The sequence below is a fragment of the Pseudomonas sp. WS 5027 genome (genome assembly GCF_012985695.1).
In the GTDB taxonomy this organism is placed as follows: domain Bacteria; phylum Pseudomonadota; class Gammaproteobacteria; order Pseudomonadales; family Pseudomonadaceae; genus Aquipseudomonas; species Aquipseudomonas hygromyciniae.
In genome coordinates, this window is the sequence record NZ_JAAQWU010000025.1 from 45,769 (window position 1) to 68,620 (window position 22,852).

Sequence of the window (22,852 nt, forward strand, 5' to 3'; positions counted from 1 at the left end):
TCCTGCCTATTGCTCCGGATCCCAAGAAATGAACGCTGAAGACTCCTTGAAACTTGCTCGCCGGTTTATCGGGTTGCCCCTGGACAAACGCCAGATGTTCCTCCAGGCGCTGCAAAAAGAAGGGATCGACTTCTCGCGTTTTCCGATTCCGGCCCAGGTCGAGGCCGAGGATCGCCAGGCGTTGTCCTACGCCCAGCAGCGGATGTGGTTTCTCTGGCAACTGGATCCGGCCAGCGCAGCCTACAACCTGCCGGGCGCGGTGCGTCTGAAGGGACGTTTGAGTCTGCCAGCGATCGAGCAGGCGTTTGCCAGCTTGATCGCACGGCATGAAACCCTGCGCACAGTGTTCCAGCGCCAGGCCGATGAGCGCCTGTTGCAAGTGCCCTGCGAGCCTGCGTTGGCGATTGAACCTCTGGATCTTTGCAACTTGCCGCTGGCCGAGCGCGAACAGGCGGTGATGGCCGCTGCCACCGCACAATCGCTGCAGCCCTTCGACTTGGCCACTGGCCCGCTGCTGCGTGTGCAATTGCTCAAGCTGGCCGAGCAGGAACATGTGTTGCTGTTGACCCTGCATCACATCGTTTCGGACGGCTGGTCGATGAACGTGCTGATCGACGAGTTCATCCGTTGCTATGACGCCTTTGAGCGCCAGCAGTCGCCGCAACTGCCGGCCCTGCCGATCCAGTACAGCGACTACGCCCTGTGGCAGCGCCGCTGGCTGGAGGCAGGGGAGCAGGCGCGGCAACTGGATTACTGGCGTGAGCAACTGGGCGATGAGCACCCGGTGCTGGAGTTGCCCCTGGACTTCCCACGCCCAGCGGTGGCCAGTCATCAGGGCCAGCGTTATGAGTTCGCCGTGCCGGCGCAATTGGCCGAGGGCGCGCGCTTGCTGGCGCGCCAGCAGAACGTGTCGTTGTTCACGGTGTTGCTGGCCGCCTTCAAGATCCTGCTGTTTCGCTACACCGGCCAGACCGACCTGCGGGTGGGCGTGCCGATTGCCAACCGGCACCGGGGTGAAACCGAAGGCTTGATCGGCCTGTTCGTCAACACCCAGGTCATGGCCGCGCACGTCGATGGGCAGGCGCGGGCCAGTGACTTGCTGCAGGTGCTCAAGGACGTGGTCAATGGCGCCCAGGCCCATCAGGACCTGCCGTTCGAGCGCCTGGTCGAGGCCCTCAAGCCGGAGCGCAGTCTGAGCCACACGCCGCTGTTCCAGGTGCTGTACAACCACCAGCCGCAAGTGGCTGATCTTGAGGCGCTGGTGCTGGAATGCGGCCTGTCCCTGAGCCTGGTGGAGTGGCAAAGCCGCACCACCCAATTCGACCTGAGCCTCGACACCTGGGAGAAGGGCGGCAGCCTGTGCGCCGCGCTGACCTTCGCCACGGACCTGTTCACGCCCGCCACCATCGAACGCATGGCCCGCCATTGGAGCCACTTGCTCGGCGGCATGGTCGACAACGTGCAACAGCGTGTGGCCGAGTTGCCCATGCTGGATGCTACGGACTACCAGCAGCAGATCCATGACTGGAACGCCACCGCCTCTGAGTACCCGCAACAGCGCAGCATTCATCGACTGATCGCCGAGCAGGTGGAGCGCCAGCCCGACGCCCTGGCCCTGACCTATGGCGCCAAGACCCTGAGCTATCGCCAATTGGACCGCCAGGCCAATCAACTGGCGCACAAGCTGATCGAACTGGGCGTGGGCCCCGAAGTGCGGGTTGGCGTGGCCATGCAGCGTTCCGACGCCTTGATCGTCGCCTTGCTTGGCGTGCTCAAGGCCGGCGGCGCCTATGTGCCGCTGGACCCGGATTATCCCGCCGACCGTGTCGCCTACATGCTCGCCGACAGCTGCGCCCAGGTGCTGCTGACCGAAGCCGAGCTGCTCGCCGACTTGCCCGAGACCCAGGCCCAGGTGCTGTTGATGGATCAGTTGGTCGACTACCCGCTGACGGCACCCGTCACGCAAGTGGAGCCTGACAACCTGGCCTACGTGATCTACACCTCCGGGTCCACCGGCAAGCCCAAGGGCGTGGCGATTGCCCATGGCAACGTACTGGCGTTGATCCACTGGTCGCAGCAGGTCTACAGCCGTGAAGATATCCAGGGCGTGCTGGCCTCGACCTCTGTGTGTTTTGACCTGTCGGTGTGGGAAATCTTTGTCACCCTGGCCAACGGCGGCTCGCTGATCCTTGCGCGCAATGCCCTGGAGCTGCCGGACTTGCCGGCCCGCGACCAGGTGCGCCTGATCAACACCGTGCCGTCGGCGATAAACGCCTTGCAGCGTGCCGGGCAGATCCCCGAGAGCGTGCGCATCATCAACCTGGCCGGCGAGCCGCTCAAGCAATCTGTGGTGGATCGTCTCTACCAGCAGCCGTCGATCAAACAGGTCTATGACCTGTATGGCCCGTCCGAAGACACCACCTATTCCACCTGGACGCCCCGCGAAGCCGGCGGCCAGCCGTGCATTGGCCGACCGTTGAGCAACACCCAGGGTTACATCCTCGATGCCGATTTGCAGCCCGTACCCACCGGGTCCGCTGCCGAGTTGCACCTGGCCGGTGCCGGGATTACCCGGGGCTATCTCGGCCAGGCAGCCTTGACCGCAGAAAAATATGTGCCCAATCCGTTTTCCACTAGCGGCGAGCGCCTGTATCGCACCGGCGACCTGACCCGTTATCGCCCTGACGGTGTCATCGAATACGTTGGGCGCATTGACCATCAGGTGAAGATCCGTGGCCTGCGTATTGAGCTGGGGGAAATCGAGGCGCGTCTGCTCAGTCACCCGCAGATCAAGGAAGCGTTGGTGATTGCCCAGGATGGCCGGATGCTGGTGGCCTACGTGGTGCCGGCGGCGATGCCGCAGGATCAAGCGGCATTCGAACAAACCTTGCGCGTGCACTTGGCCGAGACCTTGCCCGAGTACATGCTGCCGACGGTGATCATGGCCTTGGCGCAATTCCCCGCGACCCCCAACGGCAAGCTGGACCGCAAGGCCCTGCCACGGGCCGGCGAGGCCAAGGTGCAGGCGTTCAGCGCGCCTCAGGAGCCCCGGCAATTGCTGCTGGCCGGAATCTGGCAGGACATTCTGGGCCTGCCGCAGATCGGCCTGGATGACAACTTTTTCGAGCTGGGCGGCGACTCCATCGTGTCGATCCAGGTGGTCAGCCGCGCCCGTCAGGCCGGCCTGCAACTGGCGCCCAGCGACCTGTTCCGTCACCAGACCCTGCGCAGCCTGGCCGCTGCCGCCCGCGAAGTATCGACGCGGGCCATTGAGCAAGGACCGGCCCAGGGCCCGGTGCTGCTGACCCCGGTACAACAATGGTTTTTTGCCCAGGATATTCCCGCCCGCCAGCACTGGAACCAGTCGCTGTTGCTCACCCCCCGTCAGTCGGTCAACGTCGCGGCACTGAGCGCCGCGTTGCAGGCGCTGGTGGCACAGCACGATGCCTTGCGCCTGCGTTTCGTCGAACGTGGGGACGGCTGGGAGCAAGTGCACGCGGAATCGGCCACGGTGGATTTGTGGCAGCGCCAGGCCGCCAGTGTCGAGGCCTTGCGCGAGCAGTGTGATCTCGCCCAGGCCAGCCTGGATCTGCAACACGGCCCGTTGATGCGGGCCCTGCTGGTGGACATGGCCGACGGCAGCCAGCGCCTGTTGCTGGTGCTGCATCACTTGGTGGTGGATGGGGTGTCCTGGCGTGTGCTGCTGGAAGATCTGCAGCGCGGTTACGCCCAGGGCGTGGCCGGCGAACCCCTGGTGTCGGTGCATAAGACCAGCGCCTACCAGCAGTGGGCCGCGCGCTTGGATGATTACCGCCGCAGCCCGGCGCTGCTGGCCGAGTTGCCGTACTGGCGCGAGCAATTGCAGGGCGTGGCAACCGACTTGCCTCGGGATAACCCGCAAGGTCGGCAAACCCAGGCAGTGGCTGAGCATGTCCGCCTGCGCCTGGGCCGCGAACAGACCCGGCAACTGCTGCAACAGGCGCCTGCGGCCTACCGCACCCAGGTCAACGACCTGTTGCTGGCAGCCCTGGCGCGCACGATCTGCCAATGGACCGGCCAACCCTCGGCGCTGATCCAGCTAGAAGGTCACGGTCGCGAAGAGCTGTTCGACGATATCGACCTGACCCGCACCCTGGGTTGGTTCACCAGCCTGTATCCGGTGCGCCTGACCCCCAGCAGCGAGCTGGGCGCCACCCTCAAGGCGATCAAGGAGCAATTGCGCCAAGTGCCCCGCAAGGGCATTGGCTACGGCGTGCTGCGCTACGGCGCTGCGGCTGACGAGTTGGCGGCGCTGGCCCAGCCACGGATCACCTTCAATTACCTGGGGCAGTTCGACCAGCAGTTTGGCGAGGATGCGCTGTTCGTACCGGCCAGCGAAGGCGGCGGCCAGGCCCAGAGCCTGGAGGCGCCTCTGGCCAACTGGCTGAGCGTGGAAGGGCGGGTATACGCCGGCGAGCTGGAACTGGACTGGAGCTTCAGTGGCGAAGTCTATCGGCGCCCGACCATCCAGGCCCTGGTAGATCACTGCGCCCAGACCTTGCACGCATTGATCGAACATTGCCTCGATCCACAACAGGGCGGCGCCACGCCTTCGGACTTTCCCCTGATCAGCCTCGACCAGGCGCAACTGGAAGGCCTGGGCCTGCCCCTGGCGCAGATCGAGGATCTCTATCCGTTGTCGCCGATGCAGCAGGGCATGCTGTTCCACAGCGCTTACGACGCTGGGGGCGGCGCCTATATCAACCAACTGCGCCTGACCATCGATGGCCTGGACGTGGAGCGGTTTGGCCACTGCTGGCAAGCGGTGCTGGAGCGCCATGAAGTACTGCGCGCACGGTTTGTCTGGGAAGGCCAGGCGCAGGCGTTGCAAGCGATCCAGCGCTCGGTGCAACTGCCGCTGACGGTGCTGGACCAGGCCCCCGACGACCTCGACCGATTGGCCCTTGAACAACGCGAACAAGGCTTCGATCTGCACCAGGCACCCTTGTTGCGCCTGATGTTGGTGCCGCTGGCGGCCCAGCGTTATGAACTGATCTACACCAGCCATCACATCCTGATGGATGGCTGGAGCAACGCACAGTTGCTTGGTGAAGTCCTGCAACGTTACGCAGGGCAGGTGCCTGCGCCGGTCAGCGGGCGCTATGCCGACTATGTGGGCTGGCTGCAGGCCCAGGACGCTCACGCCAGCGAGCAGTTCTGGAGTACACAACTGCAAGCGCTGCCTGCGCCGACCCTGCTGGCCAACGCCTTGCCGACGCCGCACGCGGGCAGCGGTCACGCCAGTCACCACCTGCTGCTGGATGCCAGCACCACGGCGCGCCTCGGGGAATTTGCCCGGCACAACAAAGTCACCTTCAACACCCTGCTGCAAGCGGCATGGGCGATTTTGCTGCAACGTTATTGCGGCCAGCCAAGCGTGGCCTTTGGCGCCACGGTGGCCGGGCGTCCCGCCCATTTGCCGGGGATCGAGCAGCAGGTCGGGCTGTTTATCAATACATTGCCGATCATTTGCAGCCCGGATGCCACCCATAGCGTCGCCAACTGGCTGCAACAGGTGCAGGCGCACAGCGTGGCCCTGCGCGAGTACGAGCACACGCCGTTGTACGACATTCAGCGCTGGGCCGGGCAGCCCGGCAGCGCACTGTTCGACACCTTGCTGGTGTTCGAAAACTACCCGGTGTCCCAGGCGCTGCAAGCCGGCGCTCCGGCCGGCTTGAGCTTCAGCGGGCTGCACAACCATGAACAGACCAGCTATCCGCTGACCCTGGGCATCGAGCTGGGTGAAACCCTGAGCCTGGACTTCAGCTACGCCCGGGCCGACTTCAGCCCGCAACAGATACACGCTATCGGCACGAGTCTGCTGCAGTTGCTTGAGCAGTTTGTCGAGGATAACGGCCAGGCATTGGGCAACCTGAGCCTGCGCGATCCAGCCTTGGAGCAAGGCGCAGTGCAGCCGGCGCTCGACCCGCTGCTGGCGCACCAGCGTATCGAACGGCGCGCCGCGGCGACCCCGGATGCCCTGGCCTTGATCAGCGGTGACGAGCGCTGGACCTACACCGAACTCAACCAACGCGCCAACCGCCTTGCCCATCGCCTGCGCGAGCAGGGTGTGATGCCCGGCCAGCGAGTCGGGCTGGCGGTGCGTCGCGGTGGGGCGATGATTGCCAGCCTGCTGGCGATCCTCAAGGCCGGCGCTGCCTATGTGCCGCTGGACCCTGATTACCCGGCCCAGCGCCTGGCCTACATGATTGATGACAGCGCCATGGACCTGCTGCTGCGCCAGCCCGGCGTGCTCGACGACGTCTTGGCCGATGCCCGCGTGCCGTGCCTGCTGCTCGACGGTTCGGAGCGCGACTATCCGTGCACCAACCTCGTCAACCTGGCGCTGGCCGAGCACTTGGCCTACGTGATCTACACCTCCGGCTCCACCGGGCAGCCCAAGGGCGTGTCCATTGCCCATGGCGCGCTGCGCGAGTTCTGCACGGTAGCCGCCGAGTACTCGCAACTTACCCCTAAGGAGCGGGTGCTGCAGTTCGCCACGTTCAGCTTCGACGGGTTTGTCGAGCAATGCTTCCCACCGCTGTGCGAAGGCGCCTGCCTGGTGCTGCGCGGTGACGACACCTGGGACACCGCGACCCTGTACGAGCAGATCATCGAGCACGGTGTGACCCTGGCCGACTTGCCGGCGGCATACTGGTTCCTGCTGGCCCAGGACTGGGCCGCAGACCCGCAGCGCAGTCGCGGGCAATTGCGCCAGGTGCATGTGGGGGGCGAGGCGATGTCGGTGGAAGGGCTCAAGCTCTGGCATGCCGCAGGCCTTGGCAGCGTGCGCTTGCTCAACACCTATGGCCCGACCGAAGCCACGGTGGTGTCCAGTACCCACCTGTGCCAACTGAAGGATGCCGACGCGGCCAATGGTGTGCCGATTGGCCGTGCCTTGCCTGGGCGGGCGCTGTATGTGCTCGACCGCGACGCCAACCCGCTGCCCGATGACGTGGTCGGTGAGCTGTGCATCGCCGCGTGCGAGGGCTTGGCCCAGGGTTATCACCAGCGTCCGGCACTGACCGCCGAGCGCTTCATTCCCGACCCCTTCGCCGCCGTGGCCGGCAGCCGCCTGTACCGCAGTGGCGACCTGGCGCGCCGGGACGCGGCGGGGGTGGTGCATTACTGCGGGCGGATCGACCATCAGGTGAAGATCCGTGGGTTCCGTATCGAACTCGGCGAAATCGAGTCGCGCCTGCTGCAACAACCCGGTGTCCGTGACGCAGTGGTGCTGGCCCATCAGGGCGCAAGCGCCCAGCAACTGGTGGCCTATGTTGTGCCGGCGCAGGCCGAGCCTGCGTTGCGCGAGCGTCTCAAGGCCAGTCTCAAGGCGAGCATGCCGGACTACATGGTGCCCACCTACTGGATGCTGCTCGACCACTTGCCACTGACCCCCAATGGCAAACTCGACCGCAAGGCTTTGCCTGCGCCGGACGCCAGCCTGTTGCAACACGATTACGTGGCACCGGTCACGGCGCTGCAACAGCAACTGGCGGCTATCTGGCAAACCGTGTTGAACCTGCCGCGCGTGGGGTTGAACGACAACTTCTTCGAGTTGGGCGGCGATTCGATCCTGTCGATGCAGGTGGTCAGCCGAGCCCGTCAGGCGGGCCTGCACTTCACCGCCAAGGCGCTGTTCGAGCAGCAGACCATTCAAGGCCTGGCCAACGTAACCCGCAGCGGCGATGGCTTGCCGAGCATCGACCAGGAACCGGTAGCCGGTGGCATGCCCTTGCTGGCGGTACAGCAGGCGTTTTTTGACGAAGATATTCCCCAGCGCCAGCACTGGAACCAGTCCGTGCTGCTGACGCCCCAGCAGCCTTTGGACAGCGCACGACTTGCCCAGACCTTGCAGGTGCTGGTCGCCCATCATGATGCATTGCGCCTGAACTTTAAGCACGACGGCGAGCAGTGGGTTGCGAGCCACGGCGAGTCTTTGCACCTTGAGTTGTTGTGGCAGCACCGGGTCAGTACTGAAGCGCAACTGCAGGCCCTGGCCGACCAGGCCCAAGCCAGCTTGGACCTGCAACAAGGCCCGCTGCTGCGCGCGGTATTGTTCGATAAGGCCGATGGCAGCCAGCGCCTGCTGGTGATCATCCATCACTTGGTGGTCGATGGCGTGTCCTGGCGCATCCTCCTGCAAGACCTGCAGAACGCTTACCGCCAGCCAACCGTGGGTTTGCCGGCCAAGACCACCGCGTTCAAAACCTGGGCCGAGCAGTTGCAAGGGCTTGCCCGCAGCCCTGCGCTGCAAACCGAGATTGCGTTCTGGCAATCACTGGAGGCAACCGACAACCATCTGCCAGGCGCCAAGCCAGATGCCAGCCTGCGCAGTCGCGATGGCGTGACGCTCAACACCCGCCTGGATGCCGACCTGACCCGGCGCCTGTTACAGGAGGCACCTGCGGCCTATCGCACCCAGGTCAATGACCTGCTGCTGACTGCACTGGCGCGGGTCATCACGGGCTGGACCGGGCGCCGCGAAGTGCTGATCCAGCTCGAAGGCCACGGTCGTGAAGAGCTGTTCGACCATCAGGACCTGACCCGCACCGTAGGCTGGTTCACCAGCCTGTTCCCGGTACGCCTGGCACCTGCCGAGGCGCTGGGCGATTCGATCAAGCAGGTCAAGGAGCAACTGCGCGCTATTCCCAATCGGGGCGTAGGCTTTGGCGCCTTGCGTTATCTGGGCGACGCTGCCGTGCAGCAAACCCTGGCAGCACTGCCGGTGCCGCGTATTACCTTCAACTACCTGGGCCAGTTCGACAGCAGCCTCGAAGGCGAGCAAGCGGCCTTGTTCGTGCCCAGTGGTGAACACGCCGGGCTTGAACAACATCCGGATGCGCCGCTGGGCAACTGGTTGACCCTCAACGGCCAGGTGTTCGATGGCGAGTTGTGCCTGGGCTGGACCTTCAGCCAGCAGATGTTCGACGCCGCGACCATCCAGCCACTGGCCGATGCCCTGGCCGTGGAACTCAAGGCGCTGATTGAGCATTGCACGACCCGTGGCGAACACGGCGTGACGCCGTCGGACTTCCCGCTGGCGGCGTTGACCCAGGTGCAAGTGGACACGCTGGCCGACGTGCCGGCAGCCATCGAGGACATTTATCCGCTGTCAGCCATGCAGCAAGGCATGTTATTCCACAGCCTGCTGGAGCAAGGCGGCGGCGATTATGTCAATCAGATGCAGGTCGGTATCGAAGGCCTTGATCCCGAACGCTTCCGTGCGGCGTGGCAGGCGGTGGTCGATGTTCATCCGATCCTGCGTACGGCCTTTGCCTGGCAGGGTGGTTTGCAGCAACCGGTGCAGGTGGTGCACAAGCAGCTTGAAGTACCGTTCAGCGTGCTCGACTGGCGTAAACGCAGCGATCAACCGCTGGCACTGCAAGCGCTGGCCGCTGCCGAGCTGGCCCAGGGCTTTGACTTGAACCAGCCCGGGCTGTTGCGCCTGGTGCTGGTGCGCCTGGATGAGCGTCGTTGCGAACTGCTCTACACCCACCACCACATCCTGATGGATGGCTGGAGCAACTCCCAGCTGTTGGGCGAGGTGCTGCAACGCTACGACGGCCAGGTGCCGACGCCGTCGGTGGGGCGTTATCGCGATTACATCGCCTGGCTGCAACGCCAGGATCAACAGACCGGGCAACAGTTCTGGAGCGCCAACTTGGCGGCACTGGAAGAGCCGACCTTGCTGGCCCAGGTGGTCAGCCTCCCGGCGCCGCGCAGTGGCCATGGCGATCATTACCTGACGCTGGATGTGGCGCAAACCCGCCGCCTGGGCGAGTTTGCCCGCCAGCAGAAAGTCACCCCCAACACCCTGGTGCAGGCCGCGTGGCTGCTGTTGTTGCAACGCTATACCGGGCAGGACAGCGTGGCCTTTGGCGCCACGGTTGCCGGTCGCCCGGCTGATCTTGCGGGTATCGAGCAGCAGGTTGGGCTGTTCATCAACACCTTGCCGGTGATTGCCAGCCCGCGCCCCGAGCAAACCGTCAGCCAATGGCTGCACGCCGTACAGGCGCAAAACCTGGCCCTGCGCGAGCATGAGCACACGCCGTTGTTCGATATCCAGCGCTGGGCCGGGCACAGCGGTGACGCGCTGTTCGACAGCCTGCTGGTGTTTGAAAACTACCCAGTGGCCGAAACCCTCAAGCGCGGTGCGCCCCAGGGGCTGGTGTTCGGTGAGGTACGCAGTGTCGAGCAGACGAACTACCCGCTGAGCCTGCTGGTCAGCCTGGGTGAGACCCTGACGGTGCATATGCGCTTTATCCAGGCGCATTTCAGCGAGGGCACCATCGATGAACTCAGCGAGCATTTCAGTCACCTGCTGCTGGGCATGCTCGATCAGCCCGAGCTGGCGCTGGGTGACTTGTCGATGCAAGGTGCGGCCCGTCAACGGCAGGTGGTCGCACAATGGAATCCGCCAGCGGTGGATTACCCGCGCGCGCAGTGCATTCATCAACTGTTCGAAGCCCAGGCCGAGCGGGCCCCCGAAGCCGTCGCCCTGGTATTTGGCCAACAGTCGCTGACCTATGGCGAGCTCAACCGCCAGGCCAACCAACTGGCACACCGGCTGCTGGCCGAAGGTGTCGGGCCGGACCATCTGGTGGGGATTGCGGTGGAGCGTGGCTTACCGATGATCATCAGCCTGCTGGCGATCCTCAAGGCCGGTGGCGCCTACGTGCCGCTGGACCCGGCGTACCCGGCCGATCGCCTGGCGTACATGATGCAAGACAGCGGCCTGCAGTTACTGATTACCCAGGCGCCGCTGCTCGGCGCGCTGCCGATTCCGGGCGGTGTGCAGGCACTGGTGCTGGAGGGCGAGGCGGGCTGGTTCGCCGGTTATCCGAGCCACAATCCACCCGCGTCGGCGGGGCCGGACAACCTGGCCTATGCGATCTACACCTCCGGTTCCACCGGCAAGCCCAAAGGCGTGATGGTGGCCCATGGCGCCCTCGGCAACTTCATTGCGAGCATGGCCCGCGCACCGGGGCTTGCCGCGGGTGAGCGGATCCTCTCGCTGACGACGTTCTCGTTCGACATCTTCGGCCTGGAAATCTACCTGCCGCTGACCGTCGGCGCCTGTGCGGTGCTGGTGGACAAAGACACCACCCTCGACCCGGACGCGATCCTCAACACTGTCGCGACCCAGCGCGTCAACACCCTGCAAGCCACGCCCTCGACCTGGCGCATGTTGCTCGACAGCCCGCAGGTGGCGGCGTTGCAGGGCTGCACCTTGCTCTGCGGTGGCGAAGCCCTGGCCGATGAACTGGCGGCACGCATGCTCGCCCTCGGCGGCGCGGTATGGAACCTCTATGGGCCGACCGAAACCACCATCTGGTCGGCCGCCCATCGCCTCGACGGCCAGCCATGGCTGGGCCGACCCATCGACAACACCGCGTTGTACATCCTCAGCCAGGACGGTGCACTGGCCCCGGTCGGCGTGCCCGGCGAGCTGCTGATCGGCGGTGATGGCCTGGCCCGTGGCTACTTCCAGCGCCCTGGCCTGACTGCCGAGCGTTTCCTGCCGGACCCATTCGGTGCGCCCGGCCAGCGTCTGTACCGCACCGGCGACCTGGCGCGTTATCGCGCCGAAGGGGTGATCGAGTACCTCGGACGCCTGGACCACCAGGTGAAAATCCGCGGCTTTCGTATCGAACTGGGGGAAATCGAGGCGCGCATCCAGGCCCAGGACACGGTGCGCGAAGCAGCCGTGGTCGCCCTCGATGGCCCCAGCGGACCACAACTGGTGGGCTATGTGGTGCTCGCCGAACCTACCGATAGCACCGAACAACAAGCAGCGTTGCGCGAGTCGATCAAGGCCGCCCTCAAGCTGCAGTTGGCCGACTACATGGTCCCGACACACCTGGTGTTTGTCCCACAGATGCCCCTGACCCCCAACGGCAAGCTGGATCGCAAGGTCCTGCCGGCCCCGGACGTCAGCCAAATGCAACAGGCCTATGTAGCGCCGGTTTCGCCGCTTGAGCAGCAATTGGCCGACATCTGGCAGGACGTGCTCAAGGTCGAGCGCGTGGGGCTTGGCGACAACTTCTTCGACCTCGGTGGGCATTCCCTGCAAGTGGTGGTGATGCTGTCCCGCGTGCGGGCGGTACTTGGGGTGGACGTGGCGGTGAAGGACTTTTATGCCCAGGGCAGCCTTGGGGCCTTGGCCCAAACGTTGGCCGGCGCGGTCCAGGACGACGGCCTGGGCGATGACTTTGACCTGATCTTCGATGCCCTCGATGAGCTGGAGCAGGAAAACCTGGAGGCAAGCAATGCTTAACAAAACCGCGGAACTGGTGGCGCGCATCAAGGACTTGAGCGCACCCAAGCGCGCGCAACTGTTCAGCAAGCTGGAACAACAGGGCGTCAATGTCGCGCGTTTTCCGATTGTGCCAGCGAGCGAAACCGGGCCCCAGCAACTGTCGTATGCCCAACAGCGGCAATGGTTTCTCTGGCAGTTCGACCCCAAGGGCAGTGCCTATAACATCAGTGCGGCGCTGCGCTTGAAGGGTGAGCTGGATGTGGAGGCGCTGCAATCGAGCCTGTCGCAGGTGCTGGCGCGCCATGAAGGGTTGCGCGCCGGGTTTGTGCAACAGGATGAGCAGGTGCGTTGCATTATCCGGCCCATCGAAGCGCTGGAACTCGCGGTAGAGGCGGCGGCGGGCGACTCCGAGTCCGCCATCAAGGCCTTTGTCCAGGCGCAGATTAGCCAGCCGTTCGATCTGCAACACGATCTGCTGCTGCGTGCCGCAGTGTTGCGCCTGGCGGACGATGAGCATGTGCTGGTGCTGACGTTGCATCACATCATCACCGATGGCTGGTCGATGCAGATCATGATCGATGAGCTGCTGGCGCTGTACATCGCCCAGGTCACGGGCACGTCTTGTGAGTTGCCGGCGCCGGTCATTCAATACGCCGACTACGCCGCCTGGCAACGACAGTGGCTGGAGGCGGGGGAAGGGCGTCGGCAGCTGGATTATTGGCGCGCCAAGCTGGGCAGCGAGCACGTGTTGCTTGAGCTACCAGTGGATCGCCCACGCCTGGCGCCGCCGGACCAGCGCGGCGCGACCCTGCCGCTGGCGTTGGACCGCGCCTTGAGCGACGGCCTCAAAGGCTTGGCGCAGCAGCAAGGGGTGAGTCCGTTCATGCTGTTGCTGGCGTCGTTCCAGGTGCTGTTGCACCGCTACAGCGGTCAGTCGGATATCCGGGTCGGCGTGCCCACCGCCAACCGCAACCGGGCCGAGACAGAGCGGGTCATCGGCTTTTTCGTCAACACCCAGGTGATGCAGGCCACGCTCGACAGTCAGCAGCCGTTTGCCGACTTTGTGCAGACGGTCAAGGCGGCCGCGCATGAGGCCCAGACCTGGCAGGACTTGCCGTTCGAGCAATTGGTGGAGGCGCTGCAACCCGAGCGCAATAGCCTGTACACGCCGTTGTTCCAGGTCATGTTCAACCACCAGATGGAAGGGGGGCGGTTTGCCGATGGCCAGCCCGTGGGCGGGCTGCTGTGTACTCCAGTGGACTCGCAGAACCTCAGTGCACCGTTCGACCTGACCCTCAACACCTTCGACGGTCCCGACGGCCTGTCGGCGGCGCTGACCTATGCCACCGATATCTTTGACGCCTCGACCGTCGAGCGCATGGCGCGGCACTGGCAGGCCTTGTTGCAGGGCATGGTCGATGATCCCCGGCAACGCATTGGTCAATTGCCGATGCTCAGCGCCGCCGAACAACACCTGGCGCTGCAAACCTGGAACGCCAGCGTCGCCGACTACCCCCGTGACAGCGCCATCCACCAGTTGATCGAGGCCCAGGCTGCCCGCACCCCGGATGCGCTGGCGCTGGTGTTTGAGACCCAATCGCTGACCTTTGCCCAGCTCAACCAGCAGGCCAACCGCCTGGCCCATCGTCTGATCGAAAGCGGTGTGGGCCCGGACGTGCTGGTGGGCATCGCGGTGCAACGCAGTGTCGAGCTGGTGGTCGGGCTGCTGGCGATTCTCAAGGCCGGCGGCGCCTATATCCCGCTGGATCCGGCGTACCCCGAGGATCGCCTGGCCTACATGATGCAAGACAGCGGCCTGGCCCTGCTGCTGACCCAGGCACCGTTGCTGACGCGCTTGCCGATCCCGGCCGGGGTCACTGCGCTGGCCCTGGACCAGCCGGCTGCGTGGCTCGATGGCTACAGCGTGGAAAACCCGCTGCCGCGCAGCACCGCCGAACACCTGGCCTACGTGATCTACACCTCCGGCTCCACCGGCAAACCCAAAGGGGTGATGGTGCGCCATGGCGCCCTGACCAATTTTGTGTGCAGCATGGCCCGTCAGCCGGGGCTGGACGCTGATGACCGGTTGCTGTCGCTGACTACCTTTTCGTTCGATATTTTCGGTCTGGAAATCTACGGGCCGTTGCTGGTCGGCGCCACCCTGGTGTTGACCGGGCAGGACATCAACCTCGACCCGCAAGCCTTGCTCAGCCTGGTCAAAGAACAGCGCATCAGCGTGTTGCAAGCCACGCCTTCCACGTGGCGCATGCTGCTCGATCACCCCCAGGCCGATGCCCTCAAGGGCTGCAAGCTATTGTGCGGCGGCGAAGCACTGCCCCTGGAGCTGGCGACCCGCCTTTTGGCGCTATCGCCCCAGGTGTGGAACCTCTACGGGCCGACCGAAACCACCATCTGGTCGGCGCAGTACCCACTCACACAAACCCAGCCACAGCCGTGGCTCGGCGGGCCGATTGCCAATACCAGCCTGTTTATCCTCGACGATAACCTGGCACCGGTAGCGGTCGGGGTCGCCGGCGAGTTGTTGATTGGCGGCGACGGCCTGGCGCGGGGTTATTTCCAGCGTCCGGCACTCACCGCCGAGCGCTTCCTGCCCGACCCGTTCGGCGCTCCCGGTGCGCGCCTGTATCGCACCGGTGACCTGGCGCGCTACCGCGCGGATGGGGTGATCGAGTACATCGGTCGGGTGGATCACCAGGTGAAGATCCGTGGGTTGCGGATCGAACTGGGGGAAATCGAAGCGCGACTGCTGGAGCAACCACAGGTGCGCGAAGCGGCCGTGGTGGTGCGGGACGTCGCAGGCCATCCGCAGTTGGTGGCGTACGTGGTCGCCATGCAAACGGTGGGCGATGAGCAGGCTCTGCGTGACGCTTGCAAGCGACAGCTCAAGGGCGACCTGCCGGAGTACATGGTGCCCAGCCATTGGGTCTTCCTCGATAGCCTGCCGCTGACCCCCAACGGCAAGCTCGACCGCAAGGTGTTGCCGGCGCCGGATGCCAGTGCCTTGCAGCAGCATTACATCGCGCCGCGCAACGCTCTGGAGCAGCAGATCGCCGAGGTCTGGCAACAGGTGCTGGGCCTGGCGCAGGTGGGGGTAAGCGACAACTTCTTCGAGTTGGGCGGGCACTCGTTGCTGGCCACCCAGGTGATCGCCCGGCTCAAGCCAATCCTGGCCAGCAACCCGGGCTTGCGTGACCTGTTCAATGCTCCGGTGCTGGAAGACTTCGCCGCCTTGCTGGCAAGCCGCTCGGCCGCGCCAGCGGCGCAGATTGTTTTGCACGCCCATGGCCCGCGCAGCACGGCGCCCTTGTCCCTGGCCCAACGCCGATTGTGGGTAGCCGAGCAGTTTTCAGCCGGAAACGGCGCGTATGGCATGCCCTTGGCGCTGCGCTTGCGGGGCGAAGTCTCGGTGCCGTTGCTGATTGAAAGCCTCAAGTGCGTGGTGCAGCGCCATGAGGTGCTGCGCACCGCTTATGTCGCCGACGATGACGGCGATCCCCTGGCGCTGATCGCGCCTGACGTGAATGTGGACTTCGCCCTGGTCGACCTGTCGCACCTGGACCGGATCGAACAGGAGGCCCAGGTCGCCCAGGCCACCCTCGACAACACCCGGCGCCCGATCAACCTGGCACAGGCGCCGTTGTTCCGTGGGCAGATCCTGCGCCTGGGCGCCCATGAACATGTGCTGCTGTATTCGATGCACCACATCATCTCCGATGGTTGGTCGATGGCAGTGCTGGTGAGTGAACTGGTGCAGCACTACGCCGCGCTTAAGCAGGGGCGTGGCATCGAGCTAGCGCCGCTGCCGGTGCAATACAGCGACTACGCCCAATGGCAGTTGGAGCTGGAGCAGGCCGGGGTATTGCAGCAACAGGCCGGCTATTGGAAGAACGCCCTGGCCGGTCACCCTGGGCAACTGCTGCTACCGACAGACTTTATGCGGCCGCCGATGCCGTCGTTCGAGGGCTCCAGCGAGTCGTTCAGCGTGCCGCCGGCATTGGGCGAGGCACTGAAAAGCCTGTGCGCACGCCAGGGCGTCACGCCTTACACCACGTTGTTGGCCGCATTCCAGGTGTTGCTGCATCGCCTGGGCGCCAGCGACGACCTGTTGGTGGGTGCCGATGTAGCGGGGCGCCAACATGCCGAGCTGGAAGGCTTGATTGGCTTCTTCGTCAACATCCTGCCCCTGCGTTCGCGCTTCGACGCCAAGGCGCGGTTCAGCGATTTCCTCGCTGCTGCCCGGGAAACCACGCTTACGGCCTTCGAGCACCAGGACCTGCCCCTGGACATGATCGCCGAAGCCAGCAACGTGCCGCGTCACAAGGGCTTCAACCCCTTGGTGCAAGTGCTGTTTGTGATGAACAACCTGCCGGTGCACAGCGCGGGCCTGGCCGACATTGCCGTGGAAATGGTGCCCAGCCTGGGCGGTTATTCGAAGTTCGATATGGCGCTGTTTATCGACGAAGAGGACGGGCAGTGGCAAGGCACCTGGCAGTACGCCAATGACTTATTCAAACAAGAGCGCATCACCGAACTTGTGAGCGCCTGGATGGGAATTCTTCAACAGATTGTCATGGATCCAGACATCCGATTAGGGGACATCATCATGCCGTCGAATACCGCTGTTGCTCCTGCCGCACCTGCCAGCCCGAAGGCCGACAAGCTGGGCAAGTTCCTCAAGAAACCGTCGAGCCCGGTGGCCAGGGCCCCGTTGCCGGTCATGCGTGAATCGCTGTTGAACGCCGACCAGGTGTTCCCGTTGCTGATGGAGCCCAACGATCCGGGGCTCGACCTGGTGACCTGGGTCCAGGCCAATCGCGCCCTGGTCGAAGAGAAACTCGCACGGCACGCGGGGATCCTGTTCCGTGGCTTTGCCATGCGCGATATCCACGACTTCGAGGCCTTTGCCGAAGCGGTCCAGCCGGGCCTGTACGGCCAGTACGGCGACTTGCCGAAGAAAGAGGGCGGCAAGAACACCTACCGCTCCACGCCTTACCCGGAAAAGAAAATGATCCTGTTCCACAACGAGAGCTCGCACCAGGATCGTTGGCCACGCAAGCAACTGTTCTTCTGTGAGCAACCGTCGCCCGTGGGCGGGGCCACGCCGGTGGTCGATTGCCGGCTGATGTACCAGCGCTTACCGCAGGCGTTGCGCGATACCTTCGAACGCAAGGGCCTGCTGTATGTGCGCACCTTCGCCGACAAGCTCGACGTGTCCTGGCAGCACTTCTTCAAGACTGAAGATCGCGCCCAGGTCGAGCAGCGCTGCGCCCTGGCCGGTATCCAGTGGACCTGGCTGGACAACGACGAGCTGCAAATCCGCACCCCGTGCCCGGCGATCATCACTCACCCGACCACCGGCGAAAAAACCTTCTTCAACCAGGTGCAACTGCACCATATCTACTGCCTGGACCCCGACGTGCGCGACGACCTGCTGGGCCTGTTCGGCGCCGAGCGGATGCCGCGCCACGTGTATTACGGCGACGGCAGCCCGATTGAAGACGCGGTGATGCAGCAACTGGGCGAACTCTACGAGGCCTGCGCGGTGCGCTTTGACTGGCGCAAGGGCGATGTGATCCTGCTGGACAACATGCTCGCCGCCCACGCCCGCGACCCTTTTGAAGGCCCGCGCAAAATCGTCGTGGCCATGGGCGAAATGATCGAACGGCGCGACTTGGAAACGGTAGCGCCCTCCACACGTATGCAAACTGAAGGGACTGACGCATGAGTACGCTTAACGATGCAGGCCTGGCGCTGCTCGCCGAACAGCAACAGCGGGTGCTGGACGCCCAGGACGGCGCGAGCTGGGGCGATATCGCGCACCTGCTGACGATCCAGATCAGCGGCGCACTTGACGTGCCACGCCTGCAAGCGGCTTTAAGCGGTTTGCGTCAACGGCACGCTGCGCTGGCCGCTCGTTTGGCGAACGCCCCCGGTTACCGTGGACTGCGGCAGTTCTTTGCTGGTGGAGCGGCGAATGAGGCATTGACGGTGGATGAGGCCAGCGACACGGCGCAGGTCTTGGCGCTGTGGTGCCAGCGCCCGGTGAGCCTGGCGTCCGGGATGTTTTTCGAGGGCCTGTTGCAGCGTATCGACACCCAGCAGTGGCAACTGACCCTGGGCCTGGCGGGTTTTGTCGGCGATCAGGCGAGCCTGGGGATTCTCTATCAAGACCTGTGCGCGGCCTATGAGCAGGGCAGTTGCGGTGTGGACGAGGAATTGGGGCAGTTTGCCCAGTACCTGGAATGGCACGCAGAAGTCGTGCTTGACGAAGATGCGCACACCGCCAAAGCCTATTGGCAAGCCTACCTGCCGGGAGCAGGCGCGCTGGCGCCGGACTTGCCGGGCCGCTACGCCAATACCGTGCAGGGCAACGCTGCAGGCCGGTCCTTGAGTAGCGACCTCGACCCGGGTGTGTTGGCGCGTCTGGGCTCGCTCGCCACCCAGCACGACACCCAACTGACCACGCTCTTGCAAGCCGCGTGGTGGGTGCTGCTGGCGCGGATCAGCGGGCGCGAAGGGTTTGTCGCAGGCCTGCGGCATGACGCGCGCCAGGACTATGAGTTCTTCGCGCCGACCGTGGGCCTGCTGGAAAGAACCCTGGCGCTGAACCTCAACCTGGCGCCGACGGCCTCGTTCAGCAGCGTCTTGGCGCAGACGGCGGGCGTGCTGGACAGCCATGGCACCTGGCAGGAATATGCGCCGCTCGACGCTGGCCTGCCGCTGACCCACGGCTTTGGCGTGCGCCAGCAACCAGCAGCGCGCACGCTGGGCACCAGCACCTGGCGCTGTGCCTACCGTGCGGATATTCGGCCGCTGTTCGAACTGGCGTTGGCCGTCCGTGTGGAGGAGGGCGGTGCCGTCACTGGCCTATCGTTGGACTATGCCGCGGCCGTGTACAGCCAGGCCGCGATGCAGACGCTGCTGGCGCAGTATCAAGTGCTGCTGGCCAGTTTGCTTGAGCAGCCGGAGGCAGCTATCGCCACCCTGGGTCTTTTGGGTGATGCCGAACGCCAACGTCTACTGGCCTTCAACCCTGCGCCACAAATGCTGGAAGAGCGGGTGCTGTTGCCCGAGCATATTCGCAACTGGGCCGAAATCACCCCGGATGCAGTGGCGCTGGTCGCGGGCGATCAAGCCTTGACCTATGCCGAGCTGGATGTCGGCGTGCGTCAACTGGCCAGCCGCCTGCGCGAACATGGCGTGACCTCGGGAAGCATCGTCGCCCTGGCCTTGCCACGCGGTGTGGCGCAGGTGCAGACCATTCTCGCCGCCTGGCGCACAGGTGCCGCCTACCTGCCCCTGGACCCGAGTTGGCCGGCGGCGCGCCAGGCGCAATTGGTGGAACAGGCTGGCGCGCAACTGCTCGTCACCCAGGGCACGGCGCTGGATGGATTGGGCTGCGCGGTGCTGGACCTCGATCAGCCGCTGCCGACGTCGCTGCCGGAGGGGCCCAGCGCAAACCTGCAAGGCCATGACGCGGCCTATGTGCTGTTTACCTCCGGCACCACCGGGGTGCCCAAGGGCGTGGTGGTGGAGCATCGGCAATTGCTCAACTATGTCGCGGGTGTCAGCAGTGAGCTGGACCTGGCCGCCTGCCGGCACTTCGCCCAGGGCTCCACGGTCGCCGCAGACTTGGGCAATACCAGCCTGTTCGGCGCGCTTTACCACGGCGCCACCCTGCATATCGCTGATGAAGCCACGATGCAGGACCCGCAGGCCTTTGCGGCATTCATCCAGACCCAGGGCATCGACTGCCTGAAGATCGTGCCGTCCCATCTCGCCGCCTTGCTCGAGGCGCCGCAGCCGCAAGTACCGGCCACTCTGATCCTCGGCGGCGAAGCGATCGGCCAGGGGTTGGTGGAGCGCATTTTCAACCTGCGTCCCGATTGCCGCCTGTTCAACCACTACGGCCCCACCGAAACCACCGTCGGCGTCGCAGTGCATGCCATCAGCCCGCACGACTTGCAGCAACTGGGCATTCCCCTGACTCGGGTCCTGCCCAACAACCAGTTGTTCATCCTCAACGAGGGCCAGCAACTGGTGGCCTGCGGTGAACTGGGTGAGCTGTACATCGGCGGACAGCAATTGTGCCGTGGTTATCTCAACGACCCGGCGCAGACCGATGCAGCATTTATCAGCAGCCCGTTTGCCCCAGGCGAGCGCCTCTACCGCAGCGGCGACCTGGCCCGCTACCTGCCCCAAGGCGGTATTGCGCTGTGTGGCCGGCGCGACCACCAGGTGAAGGTGCGCGGGTTCCGTGTTGAACTGGCAGAGATCGAACAATGCCTGCTGCGCGCCCCTGGGGTGAGCGAAGCCGTGGTGGTGCTGGCGCAGGATGAGCCGGTAGCCTTTGTACTGGCGAGCCAGGACGCGCCTGCTGACTGGCTGCACACCCTCAAGCAGCACATGACCGAGCACTTGCCGGCGGTGATGGTGCCGCGTCAGTACCACGTGGTGCAGCACATGCCGCGCCTGGGCAATGGCAAAGTCGACCGCCAGGCGTTGCAGCGCCTGGAACTGATCGAAGAGGACGACAACTTCGTCGAACCCCAGGACGCCCTCGAGGCCCTGCTGGCCAGCCGCATGGCCCAGTTGCTGGGGCGCGAACGCTTGAGCCGCGACCGCGACTTCTTTGCCGCCGGCGGCCATTCGCTGCTGGTGATCAAGTTGGTGGCGGGGATTCGCAAACTGCTGCACTGCGAAGTCCACCCAGGCATCGTGTTCGACCACCCAAGCCCCGGCGCACTGGCCCAGGCCCTGCGTGCCCAGGAAGACAGTCCCGGCCAACTGGAGAAACTGGCCCAGGCACGTTTGCGCCTGGATGCATTGAGTCCAGAAGAGAAGGCCGCCTTGCTGGAAAGGGCGCGCCAACAGGCGGCTGTGCAGAGCTGAGGCAGTGGCGGGCGCTGGCGATTAGTCAGCGCCCGCAGTTTTTATGTTGTTGCGAGCGATTCTCATAAATTGTAGTCTAGCGCCCCCTATGTGTGCCCTGCACACGGATGCTCATGGAGTGTGCATTTGGATCATCTGGATCGGTTGTTTCGCCTCTACCATCGCGAACTGCAGCAGATTGCCTACCGGCGCCTCGGTGACCGGGAAATGGCGGCCGACCTCATGCAGGACGCGTTCGTACGCTACGTCGGTCTCGACCGGCAGCAGCGCACCCATACCATCACCAATCCGCGATTTTTCCTCATTCGCGTCATGCGCAACCTGATCATCGACCTGGGCCGTAGCCGCACGCGACGTGGGCCTGTGGATTCGCTGGAAGATGTGCAGCACGAGCTCCTCGACCCATGCCCGGGCCCCGCCGCACTGGTGGAAATGCGCCAGCAACTGCAACTGTTGCAACAGGCGCTGGGAGAATTGTCCGAAAACAGCCGCCAAGCCTTGCTGCTCAACCGCCTCGACGGCTTGGGTCATGCGGCGATTGCCTCGCGACTCGGGGTGTCTCCCAGCATGGTCAGCAAATACATCATGAGCGCGGTGCTGCATTGCGCCCGGCGTCTTGGGATGACCGAGTGACACTGAATAAACCTTCGCCACTGTTGACCGAGCAAGCGTTGCAGTGGCTGGTCGACCTGCATTCGGGCACCGCCGAGGCACCCACGTGGGAGGCCTACCTGCAGTGGTGCGAAACTTCGCCCGAACACCAGCGCGCTGCCGAGGCGGCGGAACGGTTGTGGGAGAGCCTGGGCAGCGCGCTGGAGCGTCCACCCGGATCGTCACGCCGCTTGCTGCAACTGGGGCTGGTCGTCGCGTTGGGCCTGGCCGGCGGTTTGTCCTGGCAGGCCGAACAACACGGCTGGATGGCGGACCAAGTGACCGGCCTGGGCGAGCACCGCCGCGTCACGCTGGCCGATGGCTCACACCTGGAGCTGGCGCCGCACACCCGCGTGGACATCGACATGCAAGGTGATCGCCGGGTGCTACATCTCTATACCGGCGAGCTTTTTGTCCAGGTCGCCCCCGATACCCAGCGCCCATTCGAAGTACGCGCCGGCCGTGGCAGCTTGCGCGCGCTGGGCACCGGCTTCGACGTGCGGCGCGAGGGCGAGCAAGTGCGCATGGTCGTCACCGAACACACGGTACGCGTGACATTGGACGACGACCCGCAGACCACCGACGTCGCAGCCGGGCAGGCCGTGCAATACGGCCCGGACGGCCTCTCGCGCAGCCAACCGGTCGACGTCACCACCGCCACCGCCTGGCGTCGCGACAAACTGGTCTTCAACCGCCAACCCCTGGGCGAGGTGCTGGAACAACTCGGCAGCTACCACCGTGGCGTAATCTGGGTTCGCGACAACAGCCTGCGCGACCTGCCCGTGACCGGCATCATCGCCACCGACGACACCGACGCCCAACTGAAACTGCTGCAACGCACCCTACCGCTGCGCGTGCGCCTGCTGCCATGGCTGACCGTGATCGAACGCGACGACTCACCGCGCCAGTAACCCCGGTTTTAAAAAAATACCCTGGCTGCCGCTGTCGGGTTTCAGAAGGCTGACGTCTTTCCTGTTGAGATTGATT

5 protein-coding genes are annotated in these 22,852 nt (G+C 64.7%); all 5 read left to right on the top strand.

Annotated features, from left to right (window positions below; all coding sequences use genetic code 11):
• The first annotated feature begins 28 nt into the window (after positions 1-28).
• The 5 genes from HBO09_RS24600 to HBO09_RS24620 all read left to right on the top strand — a co-directional run bounded on the left by HBO09_RS24600 (position 29) and on the right by HBO09_RS24620 (position 22,776).
• Positions 29-12,319, top strand: a complete 12,291-nt coding sequence (locus HBO09_RS24600) for a non-ribosomal peptide synthase/polyketide synthase (protein ID WP_169997546.1) — start codon at positions 29-31, stop codon at positions 12,317-12,319.
• A complete protein-coding gene (locus tag HBO09_RS24605) occupies positions 12,312-18,047 on the top strand; it encodes a non-ribosomal peptide synthetase (RefSeq protein WP_262381329.1) in 5,736 nt (1,911 codons plus the stop codon). The genes HBO09_RS24600 and HBO09_RS24605 overlap by 8 nt, the downstream gene beginning before the upstream one ends.
• Complete coding sequence (locus tag HBO09_RS24610; protein ID WP_169997542.1) at positions 18,044-21,214, top strand: amino acid adenylation domain-containing protein; 3,171 nt, start codon at positions 18,044-18,046, stop codon at positions 21,212-21,214. The genes HBO09_RS24605 and HBO09_RS24610 overlap by 4 nt, the downstream gene beginning before the upstream one ends.
• 126 nt (positions 21,215-21,340) lie before the next feature.
• On the top strand, positions 21,341-21,847 hold the full coding sequence (locus HBO09_RS24615) for an RNA polymerase sigma factor (RefSeq protein WP_169997540.1): 507 nt from the start codon (positions 21,341-21,343) through the stop codon (positions 21,845-21,847).
• Complete coding sequence (locus HBO09_RS24620) at positions 21,844-22,776, top strand: FecR family protein (RefSeq protein WP_169997538.1); 933 nt, start codon at positions 21,844-21,846, stop codon at positions 22,774-22,776. The genes HBO09_RS24615 and HBO09_RS24620 overlap by 4 nt, the downstream gene beginning before the upstream one ends.
• Positions 22,777-22,852 lie beyond the last annotated feature (76 nt).

Excerpts from the sequence above, each read along its gene's own strand:
- HBO09_RS24600 (WP_169997546.1), top strand. The coding sequence starts at position 29 with ATGAACGCTGAAGACTCCTTGAAACTTGCTCGCCGGTTTATCGGGTTG.
- HBO09_RS24605 (WP_262381329.1), top strand. The coding sequence starts at position 12,312 with ATGCTTAACAAAACCGCGGAACTGGTGGCGCGCATCAAGGACTTGAGC.
- HBO09_RS24610 (WP_169997542.1), top strand. The coding sequence starts at position 18,044 with ATGAGTACGCTTAACGATGCAGGCCTGGCGCTGCTCGCCGAACAGCAA.